Source organism: Streptomyces sp. NPDC085900 (genome assembly GCF_044540925.1).
Classification (GTDB): Bacteria; Actinomycetota; Actinomycetes; order Streptomycetales; family Streptomycetaceae; genus Streptomyces; species Streptomyces gilvifuscus.
In genome coordinates this window covers 329,127-348,398 of the sequence record NZ_JBITSP010000007.1, presented here as the reverse complement: position 1 = coordinate 348,398, position 19,272 = coordinate 329,127, and the positions used below count along the sequence as shown (strand labels likewise).

Genomic DNA, 19,272 nt, shown 5'->3' with positions numbered 1-19,272 from the left:
GCGCGGAGGCATGCGGAGGTCGGGTTCACGCCTCGTCGGCGAGCTCGGCCACCCCCGTCACCCGGTGCAGCGGGTACGTCCGTACCTCGTCCGCGGTGTGGTCGTACGCCGTCACGAAGCCGCCCTCGACGCGGATGGGGGCGATGACGCGCTGGCTGGCGGAGCCCTCGGCGTTCACGTAGCCGATCCACAGCGCCTCGCCGGTCAGTACGGCGGCCTGCATGGTGGCGAGGGTCTCGGCGGAGCTGGTGCGGGGCAGGTCGCCGCCGGCGAGCGGGGCGGCGGTGGGCTTGCGCGGGGTCGTGGCGGCGAGGTCACCGGCTCGGATGGCGCGGATCGCGGCGGCGAGCAGGGTGGCGTCCGGGGCCGGGGGCCCGTCGGGGACCGGCTCGGGGGGTGTGCGCGGCGGGGTGCGGTGGGCGTCGGCGCGGGTGATCAGGACGTCGCCCTCGGCGGACTCGGCGGCCGGTGCGAAGCCCATCGCGCGCAGGCCCTCCAGGAGGGCGGCCGGGTCGGCCTGGGTGGCCAGCACGGTGGGGGCGAGGCGGCGCAGGCGCAGGGCGGCGGCCCGCTTGTCGGCCATGATCTCGTTGAGCAGGGCGTCGTCGTCGCAGCGCACGTACGCCGAGGCCGCGCCGACCCTGAGGTGCCCGTGCCTGCGGGCCACGTCGTCGATGAGGTACGCCAGCGGCTGGGGGACCGGCGTACGGGAGTGCGCGGTGAGGAAGGCGTGCAGGTCGGCGGCGGTCTGCCCGGCGTCCAGGGCGCGGCGCACGGAGCCGGGCGTGAACCGGTAGACGGTCGCCCCGCCCTTCGACTCGACGTCCGCGAGCACCCCGAGCATGGCGGCGAGCGGCCGCTGCAGGGGGCCGGGTGCCACGGCCGTGAGGTCGGCCTGGAGCAGGACGTGGTCGAGGGGTTCGGGCAGCAGCGGGGCGAGCAGCCGGGCGGCGGCCGCCGAGGCGACGGCCTGCTCGGCGGGGGAGAGGGGCTCCACGACGACCGGCGTGTGGTGCACGGGGAGCTTGTCGCCGGGTCCGGAGGACTCCGCCGCCTTGGCGGTGGGCGCCGGCGCCCCGAGCAGGGCGCGGCCGTGGGCCGACAGCGCTCCGCGTCCCGTGATCCCCAGCAGCTCCGCCTCCGACAGCGTCCAGCGGGCGAGCCGGGCGCGCAGGTCGTCCTCGCGGCGCTGCGGGCGTTCCCAGGCCAGGCGGGCCAGCACCGACTCGGCCGAGGGCGCCGTGCCCTCCGGCAGCCCGGCCAGCAGGGTCAGCACCCGGTGGCGTACCTCCGGCGCGGCGGACCGGTCGAGGTTGGGGCCCAGCGCCGACAACGTACGGTCCTTCGCGTCCCGCCCGCCCACCAGCCCCGCCGTCCGCGTCGCCGTCAGCCAGGCCTCCGCGAGCCGGGTCCAGCGCAGATCGGCGGGCTGCTGGAGCCACTCGTCGTGGGCCGGGGTCGCCGCGAACCGCTCGTCGGCCTCCCCGTCGGACGCCAACAGCCCGGCGGCGTAGGCGAGTTCGACCCAGAAGGCGGCGACGGGCTCGGCGACGTCGAGGGCGACGGCGGTCCGCTTGAGGTCCCGCACGCTCAGGCCGCCCGCGCGCAGCACGGCGGGGCCGCCCTCGTCCCAGTCCTTCAGCAGCTCCTCGACCGTGGCCAGCGCGGTGTACGCCTGCCCGGCCGCCGTCGCGTCCACAACCTGTGGACGGTGCGTGGCCGTCGCCTCCAGGGCCGGCGGCATCGGCTCGGTCGTGCGGTGCGCGCGGCCGGATCGCAGGTGCAGGGCCACCTCGCGGGGCAGGACGACGGTGCCGGGCGCGGTGGGCAGCAGCAGCCCACGGTCCAGCAGCCAGCGCAGTCTGGGCGCCGGGTCCGCGGTGACCTGTCCGTAGGGCGGCCCCCACACCAGCCGGTCGAGCACCTCCCGGGACTCCGCCGGCGCCTCGGCGAGCAGGGCGGCCATACGGGCGCGGTCGCTGAACAGGCCGGTCAGCGCGGCGACGGCGGAGACCGAGTCGTGCGTCGAGGCGAGCCCCGCCTTCGCCACGATCTCCTGGACGCGGCCCGGCGACATGCCCGCCGTGGCCTCCTGCACCGTGGGCCCGAGCCCCGTCGGGGACGGGTGCTGCGCGGAGGGCGCGAGCAGTTCGCGGGCCGTCCGTACGAGCCGCAGCCGCTCGTCGTCGCCCCACACCAGGGCCTGTGCGCGCAGGGTGCCCAGGGCGCGGGGGAGCGCCGCCGCGACGGCCGGGTCGCCCTGGTCGCCGGTCATCAGTCCGAGCAGTTCCCCGTACGACGCCGGGTCCCCGGCGACCGCCAGCGCCTGTGCCGTCTGCTGCGCGAACCGGTCCAGCCGTTCCAGGGCGCGCACGACCGAGGCCCGGGTGCCGGCCCGGGTGGCCAGCTGGGTGAGGTCGGTGGGCACGGGGGTGATGAGATCGGGGCGGGCACGCAGCAGCTCCGACAGGGAGGCGTCGTCCCTGAGCCGGAGCGCCTCTGCGAGGGAACGTGGGCCGGGGGTGCTCATCTGACCCACGTTAGCGGGTACGAGATGAGGGCGTTCCGCTACGAAAGGGGCGGACAGGCGGAGAACGGGGTGTTCACCTGCGCTACCGTCGTTGCGACGGGGTATCCAACGCACCCGCCCCGGAGGGGACTTCGTGGGTATCGAGAGCGACAAGGTCGTCTACGAGTATCTGAGCCGCGTCGGCGACGTGGCGCAGCAACGGCAGTTGCCCTCGGCCGCCCGGATGCGGCTGGTCTCGGAGCTGCGCAACGAGATCGACCGGCGGCGGGCCAAGGCGACCGTCGACAGCCCGGCCGCGGTGCGCCGGATCATCAACCGGCTCGGCAGCCCCGACGAGGTCGTCGACGCGGCCGGGGGAGCCCCCTCCGGGGGAGCCCCCTCCGGGGGAGGCGCCGCCACCCCCACGCACGTGCCGGTGCAGCGGGACGACGAACCGGCGGGAGAGGAACCGCGCAAGGGCCTGCGCCGGGTCGTACCGCGCCCCCGCCCGAGCGGACCGGTGCCCCTGGACAAGCCGTCCGCCCCCTCCGACGCCCCCTCCCCGCCGCACCTCGCCGGAGCCCATGAACTCGGCGGCAGCGCGACCCGGCCCGACTGGTGGCGGGTGGACAGCGCACGGTTCGGCGACAGTCTGCCTCCGGGCTTCGTCGGCGGCGTGGAGATCCCGGACCTGCTCAGCGCCCCGCGCCCGCAGGAGGAGCGGGAGCGGACGCCCGCGACCGAGAAGGCCGAGAAGGCCGGGAAGACCGCCGAGCCCGTGGCGGAGGCCGTGCCCGAGGCCGGGGCGCCCGTCGCCGCCCGCCGCCGGCTCCTCCCGCTGTCCTCCGGCCGCTGGAGCAACCCCCTCCTGCTGATCGCCGCCGGACTGCTCGTCGCCGGCGCGGTCCTCGGGAACTGGTTCGCCCTGCTGCTCGGCTGGCTCATCGCCTACGCCTCCCGCCGCCTGACCCAGAACGAGTCCAAGTGGGCGGTCGCCGGCATGCCGGGCCTGGCGGTGACGGCGGGTGTGGTGTGGCTGTGGGGCCGCAACGACGGCCGCTGGGGCGACCCCATCGCGCAGGGGCACATGAACGACGCGATCTCCCAGACCTGGCCGTGGGTGGTGCGGGGCGCGGCCGTGCTGTCGGCGCTGTATGTCGTATGGCGCTCGCAGCGCAAGGCGTAGGCGCGCGGACGAGGTACGTGTAGGTCACACCCGGCGGACGCCTGAGCGTCGTACGGGCCGGGCACAATGGCCCATATGGCCACCACGACCCAGCCCGCCCTCACCGTCGGCTTCGATCTCGACATGACCCTCATCGACTCCCGGCCCGGCATCCACGCCTGCTACCGGGCGCTGTCCGAGCGGACGGGGACGTACATCGACGCCGACCTCGCGGTCACCCGGCTCGGGCCGCCGCTGGCCGAGGAACTGGTCAACTGGTTCCCGGCGGAGCGCATCGGGGAGATGGCCGATCTGTACCGGTCGATGTACCCGACGATCGCGATCGCCGCGACGCCCGCGATGGCCGGCGCGCGCGAGGCCATCGACGCGGTGCGGGCGGCCGGCGGACGGGCGATCGTCGTGACCGCCAAGTACGAGCCGAACGCCAGGCTGCACCTGGAACACCTCGGCATCCGGCCCGACGAACTGGTCGGTGACCTGTGGGCCGAGGGCAAGGCCCGGGCACTGCGCGAGCACGGCGCCGGGGTCTACGTCGGCGACCACACCGGCGATGTGCGCGGGGCGCGCACGGCCGAGGCCCTGTCGGTGGCCGTGGCGACCGGACCGTGCAGCGCGGAGCAACTGGCGACGGCCGGGGCGGACGTCGTTCTCGGGGATCTCCTGGAATTCCCGGCCTGGCTGGCCGAATACGAGCGGTCCGACTCCTATCGGCCGGCCCGCGCCTGACGCCGCCCGGCCGCGATCGAACGCAGTACTCCGGCGGCGGCGATCAGGAAGCCGACGCCCATGAGCATGCTCAGTCCGAACATGAACGTGGGAAATGGCTTCGCGTGCAGGAGCAGCGGAGCCACTGTGACCAGAGTGGCCACGGCGCCGATGAAGAACACGATGGCTCCGGCACGGATCAGTCGGTCACCGGGCGCGGCGGAATTCGTTTGGGTTTTGTCACGCACCGGACCAGGGTAGTTCCCAGCGCGAAGGAACAACCCGGCGACGTCTTGTCACCGGCCTGAAGACCATTAGCCTTGGTACCGGCGGGTCCGTGACGACCCGCCCGAGTGCTATCAAGAGCCGTTTCCGAAGCAGTTTTCCGACGAGTACGAGGACGAGGACAGACGTGCCTACCGGCAAGGTCAAGTGGTTCAACAGCGAGAAGGGCTTCGGCTTTCTCTCCCGTGACGACGGCGGTGACGTCTTCGTCCATTCCTCGGTCCTTCCCGCCGGAGTGGAGACGCTCAAGCCCGGCCAGCGAGTCGAGTTCGGCGTGGTCGCCGGACAGCGCGGTGACCAGGCCCTCTCGGTGACGGTTCTGGATCCGACCCCGTCGGTCGCGGCGGCCACCCGCAAGAAGCCGGACGAACTGGCGTCCATCGTCCAGGATCTGACGACCCTTCTCGAGAACATCACGCCGATGCTCGAAAGGGGCCGCTACCCCGAGAAGACCGCAGGCAAGAAGATCGCCGGGCTGCTGCGCGCGGTGGCCGACCAGCTCGACGTGTGACACCGCGGACCGGCCGACATGGGCGAGACACGGACCGACTCCGGCGCCGGGGCCACCACCGGGGCCCCGTCCGCCGAGTTGCTGGAGCGCATCCGCAAGCAGCGCCGGCAGACCCTGGAGCTGCTCACGGTGTCCGCCGTCGGCCTGGTCCCGTGGACGATCCTGCTGTGGTTCACGCTGCCCAGCGGCTACACGGTCCGCCAGTGGCGCACGGCCTGGGTCGGCTTCGACGCCCTGCTGGTGCTCGCGATGGCGAGCACCGCCGTCCTCGGCTGGCGCCGCCACCGCGCGGTCGCCGTGGCGGCCACCGCGACCGCGGCCCTGCTGCTGTGCGACGCGTGGTTCGACGTGTCCCTGGCGCTGGGCACCCCGGACGTGTGGCTCTCGGCGGCCCTCGCGGTGGTCGTGGAGGTCCCCCTGGCCGTCTTCCTCATCCGCAAGGTCCTCTCCATGCTGTCCCTGGCCCACTGGCCCCCACGCACTCCCCTGGCAGACGGTGACCAGGAGGCTTTGCAGGGGCGCGACTAGCCATCACGGACCCGCGGCCGCCGGACGGCACGCCGCGGCACCCCGGTAAGCGTCGTCAGGGAAAACTCAGCGCCTCCGGCCCCAGCGCCGGGACCAGTCCCTCGGCCGCCGCCCGCGTCAGCAGGCCCCGGACCGCCGCGTAGCCGTCCGCTCCCAGGCCGGCCGTGAACTCGTTGACGTACAGCCCGATGTGCTGGTCGGCGACGGCCGGATCCATCTCCTGCGCGTGCTCCATGACGTACGGCCGGGACACCTCGGGCGCGTCCCAGGCGGCCCGTACGGACGTACGGATGGACTCGGCCAGCGACTCCAGCGTCCGCGCGCCCAGCGACCGCTTCGCGATGATCGCGCCCAGCGGGATCGGCAGCCCGGTGGTGTCCTCCCAGTGCTCGCCCATGTCCGCGAGCTTGTGCAGCCCGTAGTTCCGGTACGTGAAACGCGCCTCGTGGATGACGAGACCGGCGTCGACCTTCCCGTCCCGCACGGCGGGCATGATCTCGTGGAAGGGCATGACGACGATCTCGCCGACCCCGCCCGGCAGGGTGTCCGCCGCCCAGAGCCGGAACAGCAGGTACGCCGTCGACCTCTCGCTCGGCACCGCCACCGTGCGGCCGGTCAGGTCGGCCCCGGGCTCCCGGGTCAGCACCAGCGGCCCGCAGCCCCGCCCCAGCGCACCGCCGCACGGCAGCAGGGCGTACTCGTCGAGGACGTAGGGCAGGACCGCGTAGGACACCTTCAGCACGTCGAACTCGCCGCGCTCGGCCATGCCGTTGGTGACGTCGATGTCGGCGAAGGTGACGTCGAGGGCGGGGGCGCCGGGCACCCGGCCGTGGGCGAGGGCGTCGAAGACGAAGGTGTCGTTCGGGCAGGGCGAGTACGCGATCCGCAGGGGCTGCTCACTGGTCATACGGGTTCCAACTCTCCAGGACGGGCGCGAGCTTCCCGAAGGCCGTCGTCAGGACGGCGAGGGCGTCGCCGATGCGCCAGGCGGCGCGGTCGCGCGGGCCGACGGGGTTGGAGACCGCCCGGATCTCCAGCACGGGCACATGGTGGGCGGCGGCCGCCTCGGCCACCCCGAAGCCCTCCATGGCCTCGGCGAGGGCACGGGGGTGGCGGGCGCGGAGCTCGGCGGCGCGCTCGGCGGTGCCGGTGACCGTGGAGACCGTGAGCACCGCGCCGGGGCGTGCGCCGGTCGCGCTCACGATGTCTCGTACGAGTGTTTCCGGCGGACGGTGGGTGACGGTCCCGAAGCCGAGTTCCGTCACCGGCACGAACCCGTCGGCCGTCTCCGCCCCGAGGTCGGCCACGGTGATCTCGTCGGCGACGACGAGCGAGCCGACGGGCGCCTCGGGCGGGAAGCCGCCGGCGATACCGGCCGAGACGACCAGGCCGTAGGGGGCGCCTTCGAGGGCGGCGGTGGTGAGCGCGGTCGCGGTGGAGGCGGCCGCGAGGGCGGGTCCCACCCCGGCGGCGATCACGGTCACCGCGTCACCGGTGAACGCCCTGGCCACCGCGTCCCGTTCCGCGGGGACGGCGGTGGCGACCAGGACACGTACCGAGGACGTGATCAGTCGTCCTTCTTCAGCTTGAACGACCACAGGCCCGTCACGCCGGTGCCGTTCTTCTTGCCGTCGCCGGCCTTGATCGACACGAGCGTGGAGTTGCCCGTGGCGCCGTACTGCTGGTTGAAGAAGACGCTGCCCGGGATGGTGCGGTAGGTCTTGTCGCTGTCCTCGGTGAGCGGCTGACCGTTCATCAGGATCGTCCACCGCTTGTCGGCGATCTTCGGGTCGACGCCGAAGCGGACCGTCTCGTCGGGGTCGACCTTGATGGACTTGATGTCGGAGTCCTTCAGGCACTTCGCCAGGTCAGTGGTGTTGAGGTTCTTGCTCTCACCACCGCACGTGGCCTCCGAGCTGACCGAGGAACGGCCGACCGTGACCGTCGACAGCGGCGTCGGCTTGTCACAGGCCGACAGGACGAGCAGTCCGGCGGAAACGGCGCCGGCGGCGGCGACGGCACGGCGGCGTCGCACAACGGCGCGGACATGTGCGGCTCCGCCGCGTGGCATGGAGGTCATGGCGGAAGGCTATAGGGAGCGCCTGACGCTCTCCTTACCTGGGGTGCGACGTGCCTGTGTGTTACGCCACGCGGGGCTTCGTCCCGCCCCCGTGCCGGGCCGAGCCCAGCAGCCCGCGCACCGTCGTCAGCCACCCCGCGGCGAGGACCGCGGCGGCCAGGCACAGCCCCGCCGTGCCGTTCAGCGGCATCACGATGCCGACCGCGCCGCCCAGCACCCAGGCCATCTGCAGCATGGTCTCCGAGCGGGCGAACGCCGAGGTGCGCACCAGCTCCGGCACGTCCCGCTGGATCAGCGCGTCCAGGGACAGCTTGGCCAGCGCCAGGCAGAAGCCGGTCGTCGCTGTGAGACACGCCACGAGGAACGCGCCGAAGAAGATCGCCGCGACGATGTCCGCGGCCAGCACCACGGCCAGGACGGTGACGATGATGATCTCCGGTGCCCGCTGCTTCAGCCATGCCCCGGCCGCCGTGCCGAGCGCGTTGCCCGCGCCGGCCGCGATCGCCACCATGCCCAGCGACACGGCCGCGCTGGAGCCGGTCAGCGGGTGCTCGCGGAGCAGGAAGGCGAGGAAGAAGGTCAGGAAGCCGGAGAGCCAGCGCAGGGCGGCGTTGGCGCCGAGCGCGTGGGTGACCGCGATGCCGACGGTCCGCAGACCGGGCCGCTTGACGGGCTGCCGGTGCGGGCCGTGCAGGTGGGCCTCGTCCGCGGCCAGCAGCGCGATGTCCTCGCCCTTGGCCGAGTCGACCTTGGGGGCCAGGGTGAAGGACAGGAACATGCCCCAGATGTAGATCACGAAGGCGCCGTAGAGCGGCCAGCGCGGTCCGATGGCGTGCAGTCCGGCGCCGATGGGGGCGGCCACGCCGGTGGCGAGGAGACCGCCGAGGGTGACCCGGGAGTTGGCCTTCACCAGGGAGAAGTGGGGTGGAAGCAGCCGGGGCACGACGGCACTTCTGACCACGCCGTACGCCTTCGACGCGACCAGCACGCCCAGCGCGGCCGGATACAGCTGCAGGCTGCCGGTGGAGACGGCACTGGCGATGATCAGCGCGAGCAGGGCGCGGGCGAGCATGGAACCGGCCATCGCGGCGCGGCGGCCGTGCGGGAGCCGGTCCAGGAGCGGTCCGATGACGGGGGCCAGCACGGTGAACGGCGCCATCGTGATGGCGAGGTAGAGCGCGACGCGCCCGCGTGCCTCGTCCGTCGGCACGGAGAAGAAGACGGTGGAGGCCAGCGCGATGGTGATCATCAGATCGCCGGCGCCGTTCACGGCGTGCAGTTCGATCAGCTTGCCCAGACCCGACTCGCCCGCCCCGTGCGCGTGCGTGGCCTTTCTGATGCCCCGGGCGGTTCCGGTCAGCGGGAAGTGCAGGGCACGCCCGACGGCGCGGACGGACCCGCCGAACCGGCCCGAACCGCCACCACGACTGCTGCCCTTGATCCCACCGACCCCGGTGGCTCCTTGGGGCGTCCTTGCGGCTGCCACTCCGTCATAGTGCCCCGAGAAAGCCGTGTGTAGTGCGGTTACCGCGCGTATGGCCGTGTACTTGCCGCGTCGCGGGACCATCGCGGGACGAGTGGACGGGGCCAAACGTCCCGTCGGTGTAGGCCAAGAGGTCGCGAGAAGGTAGCGTGCGTAGCGCGTCGTGGCGAACGTTCTCGGCCGCGCGCCTCACGGACATCCCGCAGAATGGATGCATGAGGTGCGCCCGAGCGCGATCGGGTGTGGACGTCGACGCGGTCCTTCGGTCCGCTCCGTCCGCTCCCGCCGCCTTCAGGCCGGCGCACCCGAGTGACGGCGTAGGAGAGAAGCGATACCTGTGAGCGCAGCGACAACGCGAAGCCGCACCCCCGACCGCCTGTGTGCCGAGGCCGTCGACCTCGCCCGCGCCGCAGCCGAGGAGGCCGCCGCGCCCGGCGTGGTGGGTGAGCACGCCGGACTCGTCTCCGAGGGCGACCGTGTCGTCACGCACTTCTTCGAGTGCAAGGAGCTCGGGTACCGCGGCTGGCGCTGGGCGGTGACGGTGGCGCGCGCGTCCCGCGCGAAGATCGTGACCCTGGACGAGGTGGTCCTCCTCCCCGGCCCCGACGCGCTGCTCGCCCCCGAGTGGGTGCCGTGGAGCGAGCGTCTGCGCCCCGGCGACATGGGGCCCGGCGACCTGCTGCCCACCGACGCCGAGGACCTGCGCCTGGAGCCCGGCTACTCCGGCGAGGACGAGCCGCCGCCGGCCTCCCCGGTCTCCGAGGAGATGGCGGAACTGGTGGAGGCGGAGGACGCGGAGGTCACCGAGGGCACCCCGGCGCACCTTCCCGTCGTCCCGTCCCGCGGCACGATCGCGTCGGTCGCGGAGGAACTCGGCATGCGCCGGGCCCGCGTCCTGTCGCGCTACGGCCTGCACATCGCCGCGGACCGCTGGGAGGAGGCGTACGGCGCGAAGACGCCCATGGCCCAGGCGGCCCCCGCGGCCTGCGTCAGCTGCGGCTTCCTGCAGCCGATCGGCGGCTCGCTCGGCCAGGCCTTCGGTGTCTGCGCGAACGAGTTCTCCCCGGCCGACGGCCATGTGGTCTCCCTCGCCTACGGCTGCGGCGGTCACTCGGAGGCCGCGGTCATGCCCAAGCCGCCGGTCCCGCCGCCACCGGTGATCGACGAGACCAGGGTCGACCCCTTCCCCCTCCGCCCGTCCGCGGACTCGGGCTCGGTATCGGTACTCCCGGACGAGGACGCGGCAGAACTGGGCCACTCCTAGCCGACGGCCCGGACGGGCGCGGTTCAGGCTGGGGTGGGCGGCCGCCCGAGCGGCTCCCACTGGCGTCGAGGCCGGGGCACGCCACCGGGTGTCGGGGCGGTCGCCCGGAGCGGCCTGTGGACGTGTCGCGTGCCGTGCGGCGGTACCTTCGTGCTCACGTCGACGAGGAGAGTGAACGTGAGCAAGTTCGTGCGGCCCGCCGCCGAGGGCGCGGACCCCTTCGGGACCGCCCGTCTCAGGCGCGGCGTCCTCGATGCCTGGGCCACCAGCCCCGCCCGCTTCCGTGAGGACGCCAACGCCGAGGAGGACCTGGTCCTCGGCGGGTACCGGGACCGGCTCGTCGTCGAGCTCGCCCAGAACGCCGCCGACGCCGCGGCCAGAGCGGGAGTTCCCGGTCGGCTCCGGCTCACCCTCCGCGAGGGCGTCCTCGTCGCCGCCAACACCGGCGCCCCGCTGGACGCGGCCGGCGTCGAGTCGCTGGCCACCCTGCGCGCCTCCGCCAAGCGCGACACCGGCGAGGGCGCCGTCGGACGGTTCGGCGTCGGCTTCGCCGCCGTACTCGCCGTCACCGACGAGCCCGCCGTGGTCGGCCGGCACGGAGGCGTGCGCTGGTCGCTCGCCGAGGCCCGCGAACTGGCCGCCGACACCGCCCGGCACAGCCCCGGGCTCGGCGACGAGATCCGCCGCCGGGACGGGCATGTGCCGCTGCTGCGGCTGCCGTTCGCCGCCGAGGGCACCGCCCCGGACCCGTACGACACCGCCGTGATCCTCCCGCTGCGCGACGCCGCCGCCACCGACCTCGCCGAGCGGCTGCTGAACGCCGTCGACGACGCCCTCCTGCTCGCCCTCCCCGGCCTGGCGGAGGTCGTGGTGGAGACGGACACCGTCCGCACCCTCGTCCGCACCGCCGACGGCCCCTTCACGGTCGTGGAGGACTCCCGCGACGGCACCACCCGCTGGCGCACCTCCTCCGCCCACGGCCCCCTCACCCCCGACCTCCTCGCCGACCGCTCGGTGGAGGAACGCCTGCGCCCCCACTGGTCCGTGACCTGGGCCGTGCCCGCCGACACCGACGGCAGCCCAGCCCACCCGCGCACCAGCGCCGTCCTGCACGCCCCGACGCCGAGCGACGAGCCGCTGGGCGTGCCCGCGCTGCTCATCGCGTCCTTCCCGCTGGACACCACCCGCCGCCACGCCGCCCCCGGCCCGCTCACCGACTTCCTCGTGCAGCGCGCGGCCGACGCGTACACCGAACTGCTCGCCGGCTGGCGGCCCGTGGGGGAGGGCATCATCGGGCTCGTCCCCGGCCCGCTGGGCAAGGGAGAGCTGGACGGCGCCCTGCGCGCCGCGATCCTGGAGCGGCTGCCGCGCACCTCCTTCCTCCCCCCGGCCCTCGAACCCGCCGGCGACGACCCGGACCTGCCCGAGTCCCTGCGCCCCCGCGACGCCGAGGTCGTCGAGGGTGCCGGTGCCGACACCGTCCGGGTGCTCGCCGAGGTTCTCCCGACCCTGCTGCCCGCCGGGCTCGAACGGCGCGTGGAGCTGCGGACGCTGGGCGTCGCCCGGGTGCCGCTGACGGACGCCGTGGACCGGCTGGCCGGGCTGGAGAAGGAGCCCGGCTGGTGGCGGCGGCTCTACGACAGCCTCGCCGGCGTCGACCCCGACCGGCTCTCCGGCCTTCCGGTACCGCTCGCCGACGGCCGGACCACCATCGGCCCCCGGCAGGTCCTGCTGCCCTCCCCGGACGCGGCCCGCATCGACCCGGAGGTCCTCGCCCGCCTCGGCCTGAAGGTCGCCCACCCGGACGCCGCCCACCCCCTCCTGGAGAAGCTCGGCGCGCTGCCCGCGACGGCGCGCGCCGTCCTGACCACCCCGCAGGTCCGTGCCGCGGTCGCCGCCTCCCTCGACGACGAGGGCGGCATCGACTGGGAGCAGGACGCGCCGGACGCGGAGGAGCTGGCCGACACCGTCCTCGCCCTCGTGCGGGACGCCGGGCTGGAGCCGGGCGACGAGCCCTGGCTGGGCGCGCTGGCCCTTCACGACGAGGACGGGGAGCTCGCGCCCGCGGGCGAGCTCGTGCTGCCCGGCAGCCCCTTCCACCAGGTCATGCGCGAGGACGAACTGGCCTGTGTGGAACCCGAGTTGGCGGAGCGGTGGGGTGAGCAGCCGCTGGCCGCCTGCGGTGTGCTCGCGAACTTCGCGCTGGTGCGGGCCACGGACGTCGTCCTCGACCCGGACGAACTGGAGCCGCGCGACGGTGACTTCGCCGAGCCCGACGACGCCGGTCTGCTCGACGCCGTGGACGTGTGGAGCGAGGACGTCCTCGACCGCTTCCCGGACTCGCCGGTGCCGCCGGTCGCCACCGAGCTGGTCGCCGTACGCGACCTGGACCTGGTGGACGACGACAAGTGGCCGCAGGCGCTGTCGTTGCTGGCCCGGCCGCCGCTGCGGGACGCGCTCACCCAGCCCGTGCGGATCCTGCTGCACGACGGCACGCACGAGGTCGTACGGCCGTACACGGCGTGGTGGCTGCGCGGGCACCCGGTCCTCGACGGCCGCCGCCCCGCCGGCCTGCTGGCCTCCGGCGGCGACCCGCTGCTGCGCGGCCTGTACGACGAGGCCGACGCGACCGGCTTCGACGACGAGCAGGTGCTGCGGGCGCTGGGCGTACGGACGTCGGTCGCCGCGCTGCTCGACGAGCCGGGCGGCGCCGCCGAACTGCTGGACCGTCTCGCCGACCCCGACCGGCAGGTCACCGGCGCCCAACTGCACGCCCTGTACGGCGCGTTGGCGGATCTGGACCCCGAGCAGGTGACCCTGCCCGACGAGCTGCGGGCCGTCGTCGACGGGCGGGTGGAGGTCGTGGACGCGGCCGACGCGGTGGTCTGCGACTCACCCGACCTGCTGCCCTTCACCGAGGGCGTCCCGCTGCTGCCGGTGCCGCCCGCGCGGGCGGCCGAGTTGGCGGAGCTGTTCCAGGTGCGGCGGCTGAGCGAGTCGGTGACGGGAGTGGTGGACTCCGAGGGCGCCGAGCACGACGTACCGGAGTCGGTGCGGGTGCTGCTGGGCGCCCGTACCCCCTCGACGTACGTCGAACACGACGAACTCGTCGTGGACGGCGTGGCGTTGGACTGGCGTCTGACCGGCGACGGCGTCCTGCACGCGGCCACCCTGGAGGGCGTCGCCGCGGGCCTCGCCTGGGCGGCCGGTCAGTGGCCGCGCCGCTTCGAGGTGGCGGCCCTGCTGGAGGACCCGTCCCGCACGGAGGAACTGGCCCGGGACCGCTGGTTCGACTGACGCACCCCGTCGCCGTAACCAGAGGTCCATGATCTCAAAATTTCCCGCACAAATTTTTTACGTCCGTACAACCATTCACTTCTCTCGTGGATCTGATCACGCGAGTCAACAGACTCCCTGATCACTTGGGCCCCGGCCGGCCGGGGGACGACCACCGTCCGGGGTCCCACTCCACGTGGGGAACACATGCGTATTCGTGCCACCGTGGCCGCCCTCTCCGGCGCCCTGGCCATCACCGCCCTCGCCGTGCCCGCGGCGCACGCCGACGAGGTCGAGGGCGACACCGCCATCTCGAACGTCGTGGTGAACGGCGGCAAGGCGGTCGTCGTCGGACCGACCGCCACGAAGACGATCACCGTCAGCTTCACCGTCAAGGACGCCTCCGGCGTCGACTGGGCGCAGGCCATCCTGTACCACGGGGCGAACATCGACTCGTCCGACAGCGGCGCCGTCGCCAACAGCAGCGACCACCGCGCCACCTGCACCGCCGTCAACGCCACCACCTCGACGTGCAAGTCGACCTTCGACATGGAGCCCGGCTACAACCTGATCAACAAGGTGGCCGGCAGCTGGAAGGTCTGGGCGATCGCCACGGGCAAGGACGCCGACTACGTCCAGAAGGACAACGCCAAGTCCTTCTCGGTGCAGCGCGCCTCGAAGCTCACGGTCAACGCCTCGCCGGAGCCCGTGACCAAGGGCAAGACCATCACGGTCACCGGCAAGCTCTCCCGCGCCAACTGGGAGACCGGCGCCTACGCCGGCTACTCCGCCCAGCCGGTGAAGCTGCAGTTCCGCAAGAACGGCTCCAGCACCTACACGACGCTGAAGACCATCACGTCGAACTCGACGGGCAACCTGAAGACCACGACGAAGGCCACGGCCGACGGCTACTTCCGGTACTCCTTCGCGGGCACCTCGACCACCCCGGCGGTCAGCGCCGGCGGTGACTACGTCGACGTGAGGTAAGCGGCGTCACCCGCCTGCTCCACCCCCTCCTTTCATCCGAGGACACACATGCGTATTCGCACCACCGTGGCCGCCGTCTCCGGCGCCCTGGCCCTGGCCGCTCTCGTCGTGCCCGCCGCCCAGGCCGCCGACGGCCCCTCGATGGGCAAGGACGACATCGCCCGGGCCACGCAGGCCGTCAAGCAAGCCGCGCACACCAAGTCCGCCTTCACCTCGGCCACCGCCGACACCGGCACCCCGTACGCGATCAACCTCACGTTCTCCGACGTGAAGATCAACAGCGGCAAGCCGATCGTCGTGGGCGTCGCGAACAAGGTCTCCGTCCCGGTGACGTACACCGTCACCCACGACGCCGACTTCGACGTCAACGACCCCGCCGTCTGGCTGGACGTGGAGATCTACCGCGGCTCCTACGACAACCCGGACAACCTGCTCTTCGGCGACGACTGGCCGACGTGCACCGACACCTCGTCGACCACGGCCAGCTGCAAGGGCACCGTCGACGTCTACCCGGACATCGACCTGCTGGGCAACGCCGACGCCACCACCTGGAAGGCCGACGGCTACGCCATCGACTGGAACGACCAGGACCCGACGTCCGAGGACATCGACTACAGCAAGGTCGGCTTCGCCTCCCAGGACAACCTCGGCACCACCAAGCTGCAGCGCTTCTCGAAGCTGACGGTCAACGCCTCGCCGGAGCCGGTGACCAAGGGCAAGAGCATCACGGTCACCGGCAAGCTGTCCCGCGCCAACTGGGACGACTTCGCGTACCACGGCTACACCAACCAGTCGGTGAAGCTGCAGTTCCGCAAGAAGGGCTCCAGCACCTACACGACGCTGAAGACCATCACGTCGGACTCGACCGGCAACCTGAAGACGACGACCAAGGCCACGGTCGACGGCTACTTCCGGTACTCCTTCGCGGGCACCTCGACCACCCCGGCGGTCAACGCCACCGGTGACTACGTCGACGTGAAGTAGTCCCGAAGGAGTCCTGAAGCAGGCACGCAGCAGGCGTGTTGGGGCGGATTTCATCCGGGATTCGCAATGAGTTCGCAATCCCCGGACAAAGATCCGCCCCATCCGTACAACCCCCCACATCCGTCACGGATCTGATCCCGTGGGCCAACAGGCTCCACGATCACTTTTCTCCAACTGGGGAACACATGCGTATACGTGCCACTGTGGCCGCCGTCTCCGGCGCCCTGGCTCTCACCGCCTTCGCCGCGCCGGCCTCGCAGGCCGCCGGCTCCGCCACCTCGTACCAGGCGGAGGCCGCGAAGGTTCTCGCCGCGCACGGCAGGACCACGTTCGGCGCCACCACCGCCACCACGGCGGCCGACCTCGGCGTCACCTTCTCCGACCTCAAGATCGCCTCCTCGGTCAAGGTCGGCACGACGAACCACGTCAGCACCACGGTCACCTACACGCTGACCCACGGGGCGAACTACGACCTCTCGTCGGACGACTTCGACAGCGGCCCGCTCATCTACAAGGGCACGCTCGACAACCCGACCAACATGCTCGGCGGCGTGGACCCGGCGACCTGCACCCCGGTCACCGACACCACCGCCACCTGCTCGGGCAAGATCGACATCTACCCTGGCGACGGCGACCTGATGAACGCCGACGCGGGCAAGTGGTCGGCCGCCGCGCTCGCGCTGCAGTACAGCACCAGCGACTACTCCCTGCAGGGCGACCTCGGCTCCACGCTGGTCCAGCGCTACTCCAAGCTGACGGTGAACGCCGGTCCCGAGCCGGTCTACAAGGGCAGGACGATCACCTCGACCGGCAAGCTCTCCCGGGCCAACTGGGAGGACAACGCCTACCACGGCTACACCAACCAGCCGGTGAAGCTGCAGTTCCGCAAGGCCGGTACGAGCACCTACACCACGGTCAAGACGGTGTACTCGGACAAGTACGGCAACGTGAAGGCCACCGCCACCGCGCAGTCCGACGGCTACTGGCGCTTCCGTTTCGAGGGCACCTCGACCACCCCGGCCGTCTCGGCGACCGGTGACTACGTCGACGTGAAGTAACCCCGGCACGCGCCCGCTAGGCGGGAAAGCGGCGGTCGACCCACTTCCACAGGAACTCCAGGACGACCGCCGCCACCGCGGCGATGCCGACCGCGATCCACGGCATCGCCACGCCGACCAGCTTCAGCGCGAAGAAGTGCTGCAGCGACGGCACGACGAGCACGAAGAGGAACGCCACCCCCATCGAGGCGACCAGCAGGATCCGCCACCAGGTGTAGGGGCGCGCGATGATCGCCAGAACCCACATGGAGATCAGGAAGAGCGTGAGGGTCGCCGCGCTGGTCTCCGCGTCCAACTGACCCGCGCCGGTGTAGTGGTGACGAGCGATCAGATACGTCACGAAGGTCGCGACCGCGGCCACCACCCCGCCCGGCACCGAGTACCGCATCACCCGCCGTACGAAGTGCGGTTTCGCCCGCTCCTTGTTGGGCGCCAGGGCGAGGAAGAAGGCCGGGACACCGATGGTCAGGGTGGACAGCAGCGTCAGGTGACGGGGCAGGAACGGGTACTCGACCTGCCAGCAGACCACCAGGATCGCCAGCAGCACGGAGTAGACCGTCTTCACCAGGAACAGGGTCGCCACCCGCGTGATGTTGCCGATGACCCGCCGGCCCTCCGCCACCACCGAGGGCAGTGTCGCGAAGCTGTTGTCGAGCAGCACGATCTGCGCCACGGCCCGCGTCGCCTCGGACCCCGACCCCATCGACACCCCGATGTCGGCGTCCTTCAGCGCCAGTACGTCGTTCACCCCGTCGCCGGTCATGGCGACGGCATGCCCGCGCGACTGAAGCGCGCCCACCATGTCCCGCTTCTGCTGCGGGGTGACCCGTCCGAAAACGGTGGCCTCGTCGAGGGACTTCGCCATCTCCTCCCGCTCGGACGGCAGCGCGCGGGCGTCGACCGTGGTGCCGGTGAGCCCGAGTTTCGCCGCCACCGCGCCCACCGACACGGCGTTGTCGCCGGAGATGACCTTGGCCTGGACGTCCTGCTCGGCGAAGTAGCGCAGGGTGTCGGCCGCGTCGGGCCGCAGCCGCTGCTCCAGCACGACGAGGGCGGTCGGGCGGGCGCCCCGGGCCGGCTCGGGGTCGCCCAGCTCGCGCCGGGCGCGGGCCAGCAGCAGCACGCGCAGTCCCTGTTGGTTGAGGCGCTCGGTCTCCGCGAGGGCCGGGTCGTCGTCGGCGAGCAGGACGTCCGGCGCCCCCAGCAGCCAGGTACTGGACTCGCCGTTGCCCTCGCTGAAGGCGGCCCCGCTGTACTTGCGGGCGGAGGAGAAGGGCAGCGCCTCGGTGCAGCGCCAGTCGTCGACGTCCGGGTAGGCGTCGATGACGGCCTGGAGCGATGCGTTGGGGCGCGGGTCGGACTCGCCGAGCGCGCCGAGCACCTTGCGGACGTAGGGCTCGTCGGCGCCCTGCAGCGGCCTGAGCTCGGTGACGTCCATGCCGCCCTCGGTGAGGGTGCCGGTCTTGTCGAGGCACACGGTGTCGATGCGGGCCAGGCCCTCGATGGCCGGAAGCTCCTGGACGAGGCACTGTTTTCGGCCAAGTCGGATGACGCCTATGGCGAAGGCGACGGAGGTGAGGAGCACCAGCCCCTCCGGGACCATGGGCACGATCCCGCCGACCGTGCGGGCGACGGAGTCCTTGAACCCGTGCTGCTTGACGAAGAGCTGGCTGACGACCAGGCCGATCGCGGTCGGGATCATCATCCACGTGACGTACTTGAGGATCGTGGAGATGCCGGTGCGCAGCTCGGAGTGGACGAGGGTGAAGCGGGAGGCCTCCTCGGCCAGTTGGGCGGCGTAGGCCTCGCGGCCGACCTTGGTGGCCTGGAACGCGCCGCCGCCGGCGACCACGAAGCTGCCCGACATCACCTGGTCCCCGGGCCGTTTGACCACAGGGTCGGCCTCGCCGGTCAGCAGTGACTCGTCGATCTCCAGCCCGTCGGCCTCGACGCACACCCCGTCGACGACGGCCTTGTCACCGGGCCCGATCTCGATGAGGTCGTCCAGCACGATCTCCGAGGTGCCGACGTGGGCGGTCACCCCGTCCCGCCGCACCGTGGGCCGGGCCTCCCCGATCACGGCGAGCGAGTCCAGGGTCCGTTTCGCCCGCCACTCCTGGATGATCCCGATGCCGGTGTTGGCGAGGATCACGTACCCGAACAGGCTGTCCTGGAACGGTGCGACGAACAGCATGATCAGCCAGAGCACGCCGATGATCGCGTTGAACCGGGTGAACACGTTCGCCCGGACGATCTCGCCGATCGACCGGCTGCTGCGCACCGGTACGTCGTTGACCTGCCCCCGGGACACCCGCTCGGCGACCTCGGCCGCGGTCAGACCGCGTGCCGCCGCCGGCCTGCCGGGCGGGTGCACGGGGTCGAGTTCGGCGCCCGCGTCGATGTGGGTCATGCATTC

The 19,272-nt window shown here is 72.6% G+C and carries 16 protein-coding genes; 9 read left to right on the top strand and 7 right to left on the bottom strand.

Going from position 1 to position 19,272, the window contains the following annotated elements:
- Positions 1–25: 25 nt before the first annotated feature.
- Complete coding sequence (locus tag ACIGDI_RS25535) at positions 26–2,530, bottom strand: helicase-associated domain-containing protein (RefSeq protein ID WP_399900750.1); 2,505 nt, start codon at positions 2,528–2,530, stop codon at positions 26–28.
- A gap of 133 nt (positions 2,531–2,663) precedes the next feature.
- Here ACIGDI_RS25535 and ACIGDI_RS25530 point away from each other — a divergent pair, with 133 nt between their 5' ends.
- Entirely contained in the window at positions 2,664–3,695 is a 1,032-nt protein-coding gene (locus tag ACIGDI_RS25530) for a hypothetical protein (protein ID WP_399900747.1), read from the top strand.
- Positions 3,696–3,770: 75 nt separating this feature from the next.
- Positions 3,771–4,421: an HAD family hydrolase gene (locus ACIGDI_RS25525; protein WP_399900745.1), complete on the top strand. Its 651-nt coding sequence runs from the start codon at positions 3,771–3,773 to the stop codon at positions 4,419–4,421.
- Here the strand turns inward: ACIGDI_RS25525 and ACIGDI_RS25520 are convergent.
- Complete coding sequence (locus tag ACIGDI_RS25520) at positions 4,400–4,648, bottom strand: hypothetical protein (protein ID WP_058924653.1); 249 nt, start codon at positions 4,646–4,648, stop codon at positions 4,400–4,402. The genes ACIGDI_RS25525 and ACIGDI_RS25520 overlap by 22 nt on opposite strands.
- Positions 4,649–4,812: 164 nt before the next feature.
- Between ACIGDI_RS25520 and ACIGDI_RS25515 the strand changes: the two genes are divergently transcribed.
- Together ACIGDI_RS25515 and ACIGDI_RS25510 are read left to right on the top strand one after the other, a co-directional pair.
- Positions 4,813–5,196, top strand: coding sequence for a cold-shock protein (locus ACIGDI_RS25515; RefSeq protein WP_058924654.1), 384 nt, complete (start codon positions 4,813–4,815; stop codon positions 5,194–5,196).
- A gap of 18 nt (positions 5,197–5,214) precedes the next feature.
- Positions 5,215–5,724, top strand: a complete 510-nt coding sequence (locus ACIGDI_RS25510) for a hypothetical protein (RefSeq protein WP_399900741.1) — start codon at positions 5,215–5,217, stop codon at positions 5,722–5,724.
- A 55-nt stretch (positions 5,725–5,779) separates the two neighbouring features.
- On the opposite strand, the gene ACIGDI_RS25505 is transcribed toward ACIGDI_RS25510, so the two are convergent.
- The 4 genes from ACIGDI_RS25505 to ACIGDI_RS25490 all read right to left on the bottom strand — a co-directional run bounded on the left by ACIGDI_RS25505 (position 5,780) and on the right by ACIGDI_RS25490 (position 9,290).
- The gene (locus tag ACIGDI_RS25505; protein ID WP_399900738.1) at positions 5,780–6,631 is read right to left on the bottom strand and encodes a 1,4-dihydroxy-6-naphthoate synthase; all 852 of its coding nucleotides are present in this window, start codon (positions 6,629–6,631) and stop codon (positions 5,780–5,782) included.
- On the bottom strand, positions 6,621–7,322 hold the full coding sequence (locus tag ACIGDI_RS25500) for a futalosine hydrolase (RefSeq protein ID WP_399900735.1): 702 nt from the start codon (positions 7,320–7,322) through the stop codon (positions 6,621–6,623). The genes ACIGDI_RS25505 and ACIGDI_RS25500 overlap by 11 nt, the downstream gene beginning before the upstream one ends.
- A complete protein-coding gene (locus ACIGDI_RS25495; RefSeq protein WP_200705153.1) occupies positions 7,292–7,804 on the bottom strand; it encodes a DUF2771 domain-containing protein in 513 nt (170 codons plus the stop codon). The genes ACIGDI_RS25500 and ACIGDI_RS25495 overlap by 31 nt, the downstream gene beginning before the upstream one ends.
- 61 nt (positions 7,805–7,865) lie before the next feature.
- Positions 7,866–9,290, bottom strand: a complete 1,425-nt coding sequence (locus ACIGDI_RS25490) for an MFS transporter (RefSeq protein WP_399900731.1) — start codon at positions 9,288–9,290, stop codon at positions 7,866–7,868.
- A gap of 334 nt (positions 9,291–9,624) precedes the next feature.
- On the opposite strand from ACIGDI_RS25490, the gene ACIGDI_RS25485 reads away from it, so the two are divergent.
- The 5 genes from ACIGDI_RS25485 (at position 9,625) to ACIGDI_RS25465 (ending at position 16,856) form a co-directional block, all read left to right on the top strand.
- Positions 9,625–10,551: a DUF3027 domain-containing protein gene (locus ACIGDI_RS25485; RefSeq protein ID WP_399900728.1), complete on the top strand. Its 927-nt coding sequence runs from the start codon at positions 9,625–9,627 to the stop codon at positions 10,549–10,551.
- Positions 10,552–10,728: 177 nt separating this feature from the next.
- Entirely contained in the window at positions 10,729–13,848 is a 3,120-nt protein-coding gene (locus ACIGDI_RS25480; RefSeq protein ID WP_399900725.1) for a sacsin N-terminal ATP-binding-like domain-containing protein, read from the top strand.
- A 186-nt stretch (positions 13,849–14,034) separates the two neighbouring features.
- Positions 14,035–14,814, top strand: coding sequence for a calcium-binding protein (locus ACIGDI_RS25475; protein ID WP_200703451.1), 780 nt, complete (start codon positions 14,035–14,037; stop codon positions 14,812–14,814).
- 48 nt (positions 14,815–14,862) lie between these two features.
- Complete coding sequence (locus ACIGDI_RS25470; RefSeq protein ID WP_399900722.1) at positions 14,863–15,798, top strand: hypothetical protein; 936 nt, start codon at positions 14,863–14,865, stop codon at positions 15,796–15,798.
- 185 nt (positions 15,799–15,983) lie between these two features.
- The gene (locus ACIGDI_RS25465; protein WP_399900719.1) at positions 15,984–16,856 is read left to right on the top strand and encodes a hypothetical protein; all 873 of its coding nucleotides are present in this window, start codon (positions 15,984–15,986) and stop codon (positions 16,854–16,856) included.
- Positions 16,857–16,872: 16 nt separating this feature from the next.
- Here ACIGDI_RS25465 and ACIGDI_RS25460 read toward each other — a convergent pair whose 3' ends face one another.
- Positions 16,873–19,266, bottom strand: coding sequence for an HAD-IC family P-type ATPase (locus ACIGDI_RS25460; RefSeq protein WP_399900716.1), 2,394 nt, complete (start codon positions 19,264–19,266; stop codon positions 16,873–16,875).
- Positions 19,267–19,272: the final 6 nt, after the last annotated feature.

Coding starts and splice junctions, on each gene's coding strand:
- ACIGDI_RS25535 (WP_399900750.1), bottom strand. CDS start 2,530: ATGAGCACCCCCGGCCCACGTTCCCTCGCAGAGGCGCTCCGGCTCAGG.
- ACIGDI_RS25525 (WP_399900745.1), top strand. CDS start 3,771: ATGGCCACCACGACCCAGCCCGCCCTCACCGTCGGCTTCGATCTCGAC.
- ACIGDI_RS25510 (WP_399900741.1), top strand. CDS start 5,215: ATGGGCGAGACACGGACCGACTCCGGCGCCGGGGCCACCACCGGGGCC.
- ACIGDI_RS25505 (WP_399900738.1), bottom strand. CDS start 6,631: ATGACCAGTGAGCAGCCCCTGCGGATCGCGTACTCGCCCTGCCCGAAC.
- ACIGDI_RS25495 (WP_200705153.1), bottom strand. CDS start 7,804: ATGACCTCCATGCCACGCGGCGGAGCCGCACATGTCCGCGCCGTTGTG.
- ACIGDI_RS25475 (WP_200703451.1), top strand. CDS start 14,035: ATGCGTATTCGTGCCACCGTGGCCGCCCTCTCCGGCGCCCTGGCCATC.
- ACIGDI_RS25470 (WP_399900722.1), top strand. CDS start 14,863: ATGCGTATTCGCACCACCGTGGCCGCCGTCTCCGGCGCCCTGGCCCTG.
- ACIGDI_RS25465 (WP_399900719.1), top strand. CDS start 15,984: ATGCGTATACGTGCCACTGTGGCCGCCGTCTCCGGCGCCCTGGCTCTC.
- ACIGDI_RS25460 (WP_399900716.1), bottom strand. CDS start 19,266: ATGACCCACATCGACGCGGGCGCCGAACTCGACCCCGTGCACCCGCCC.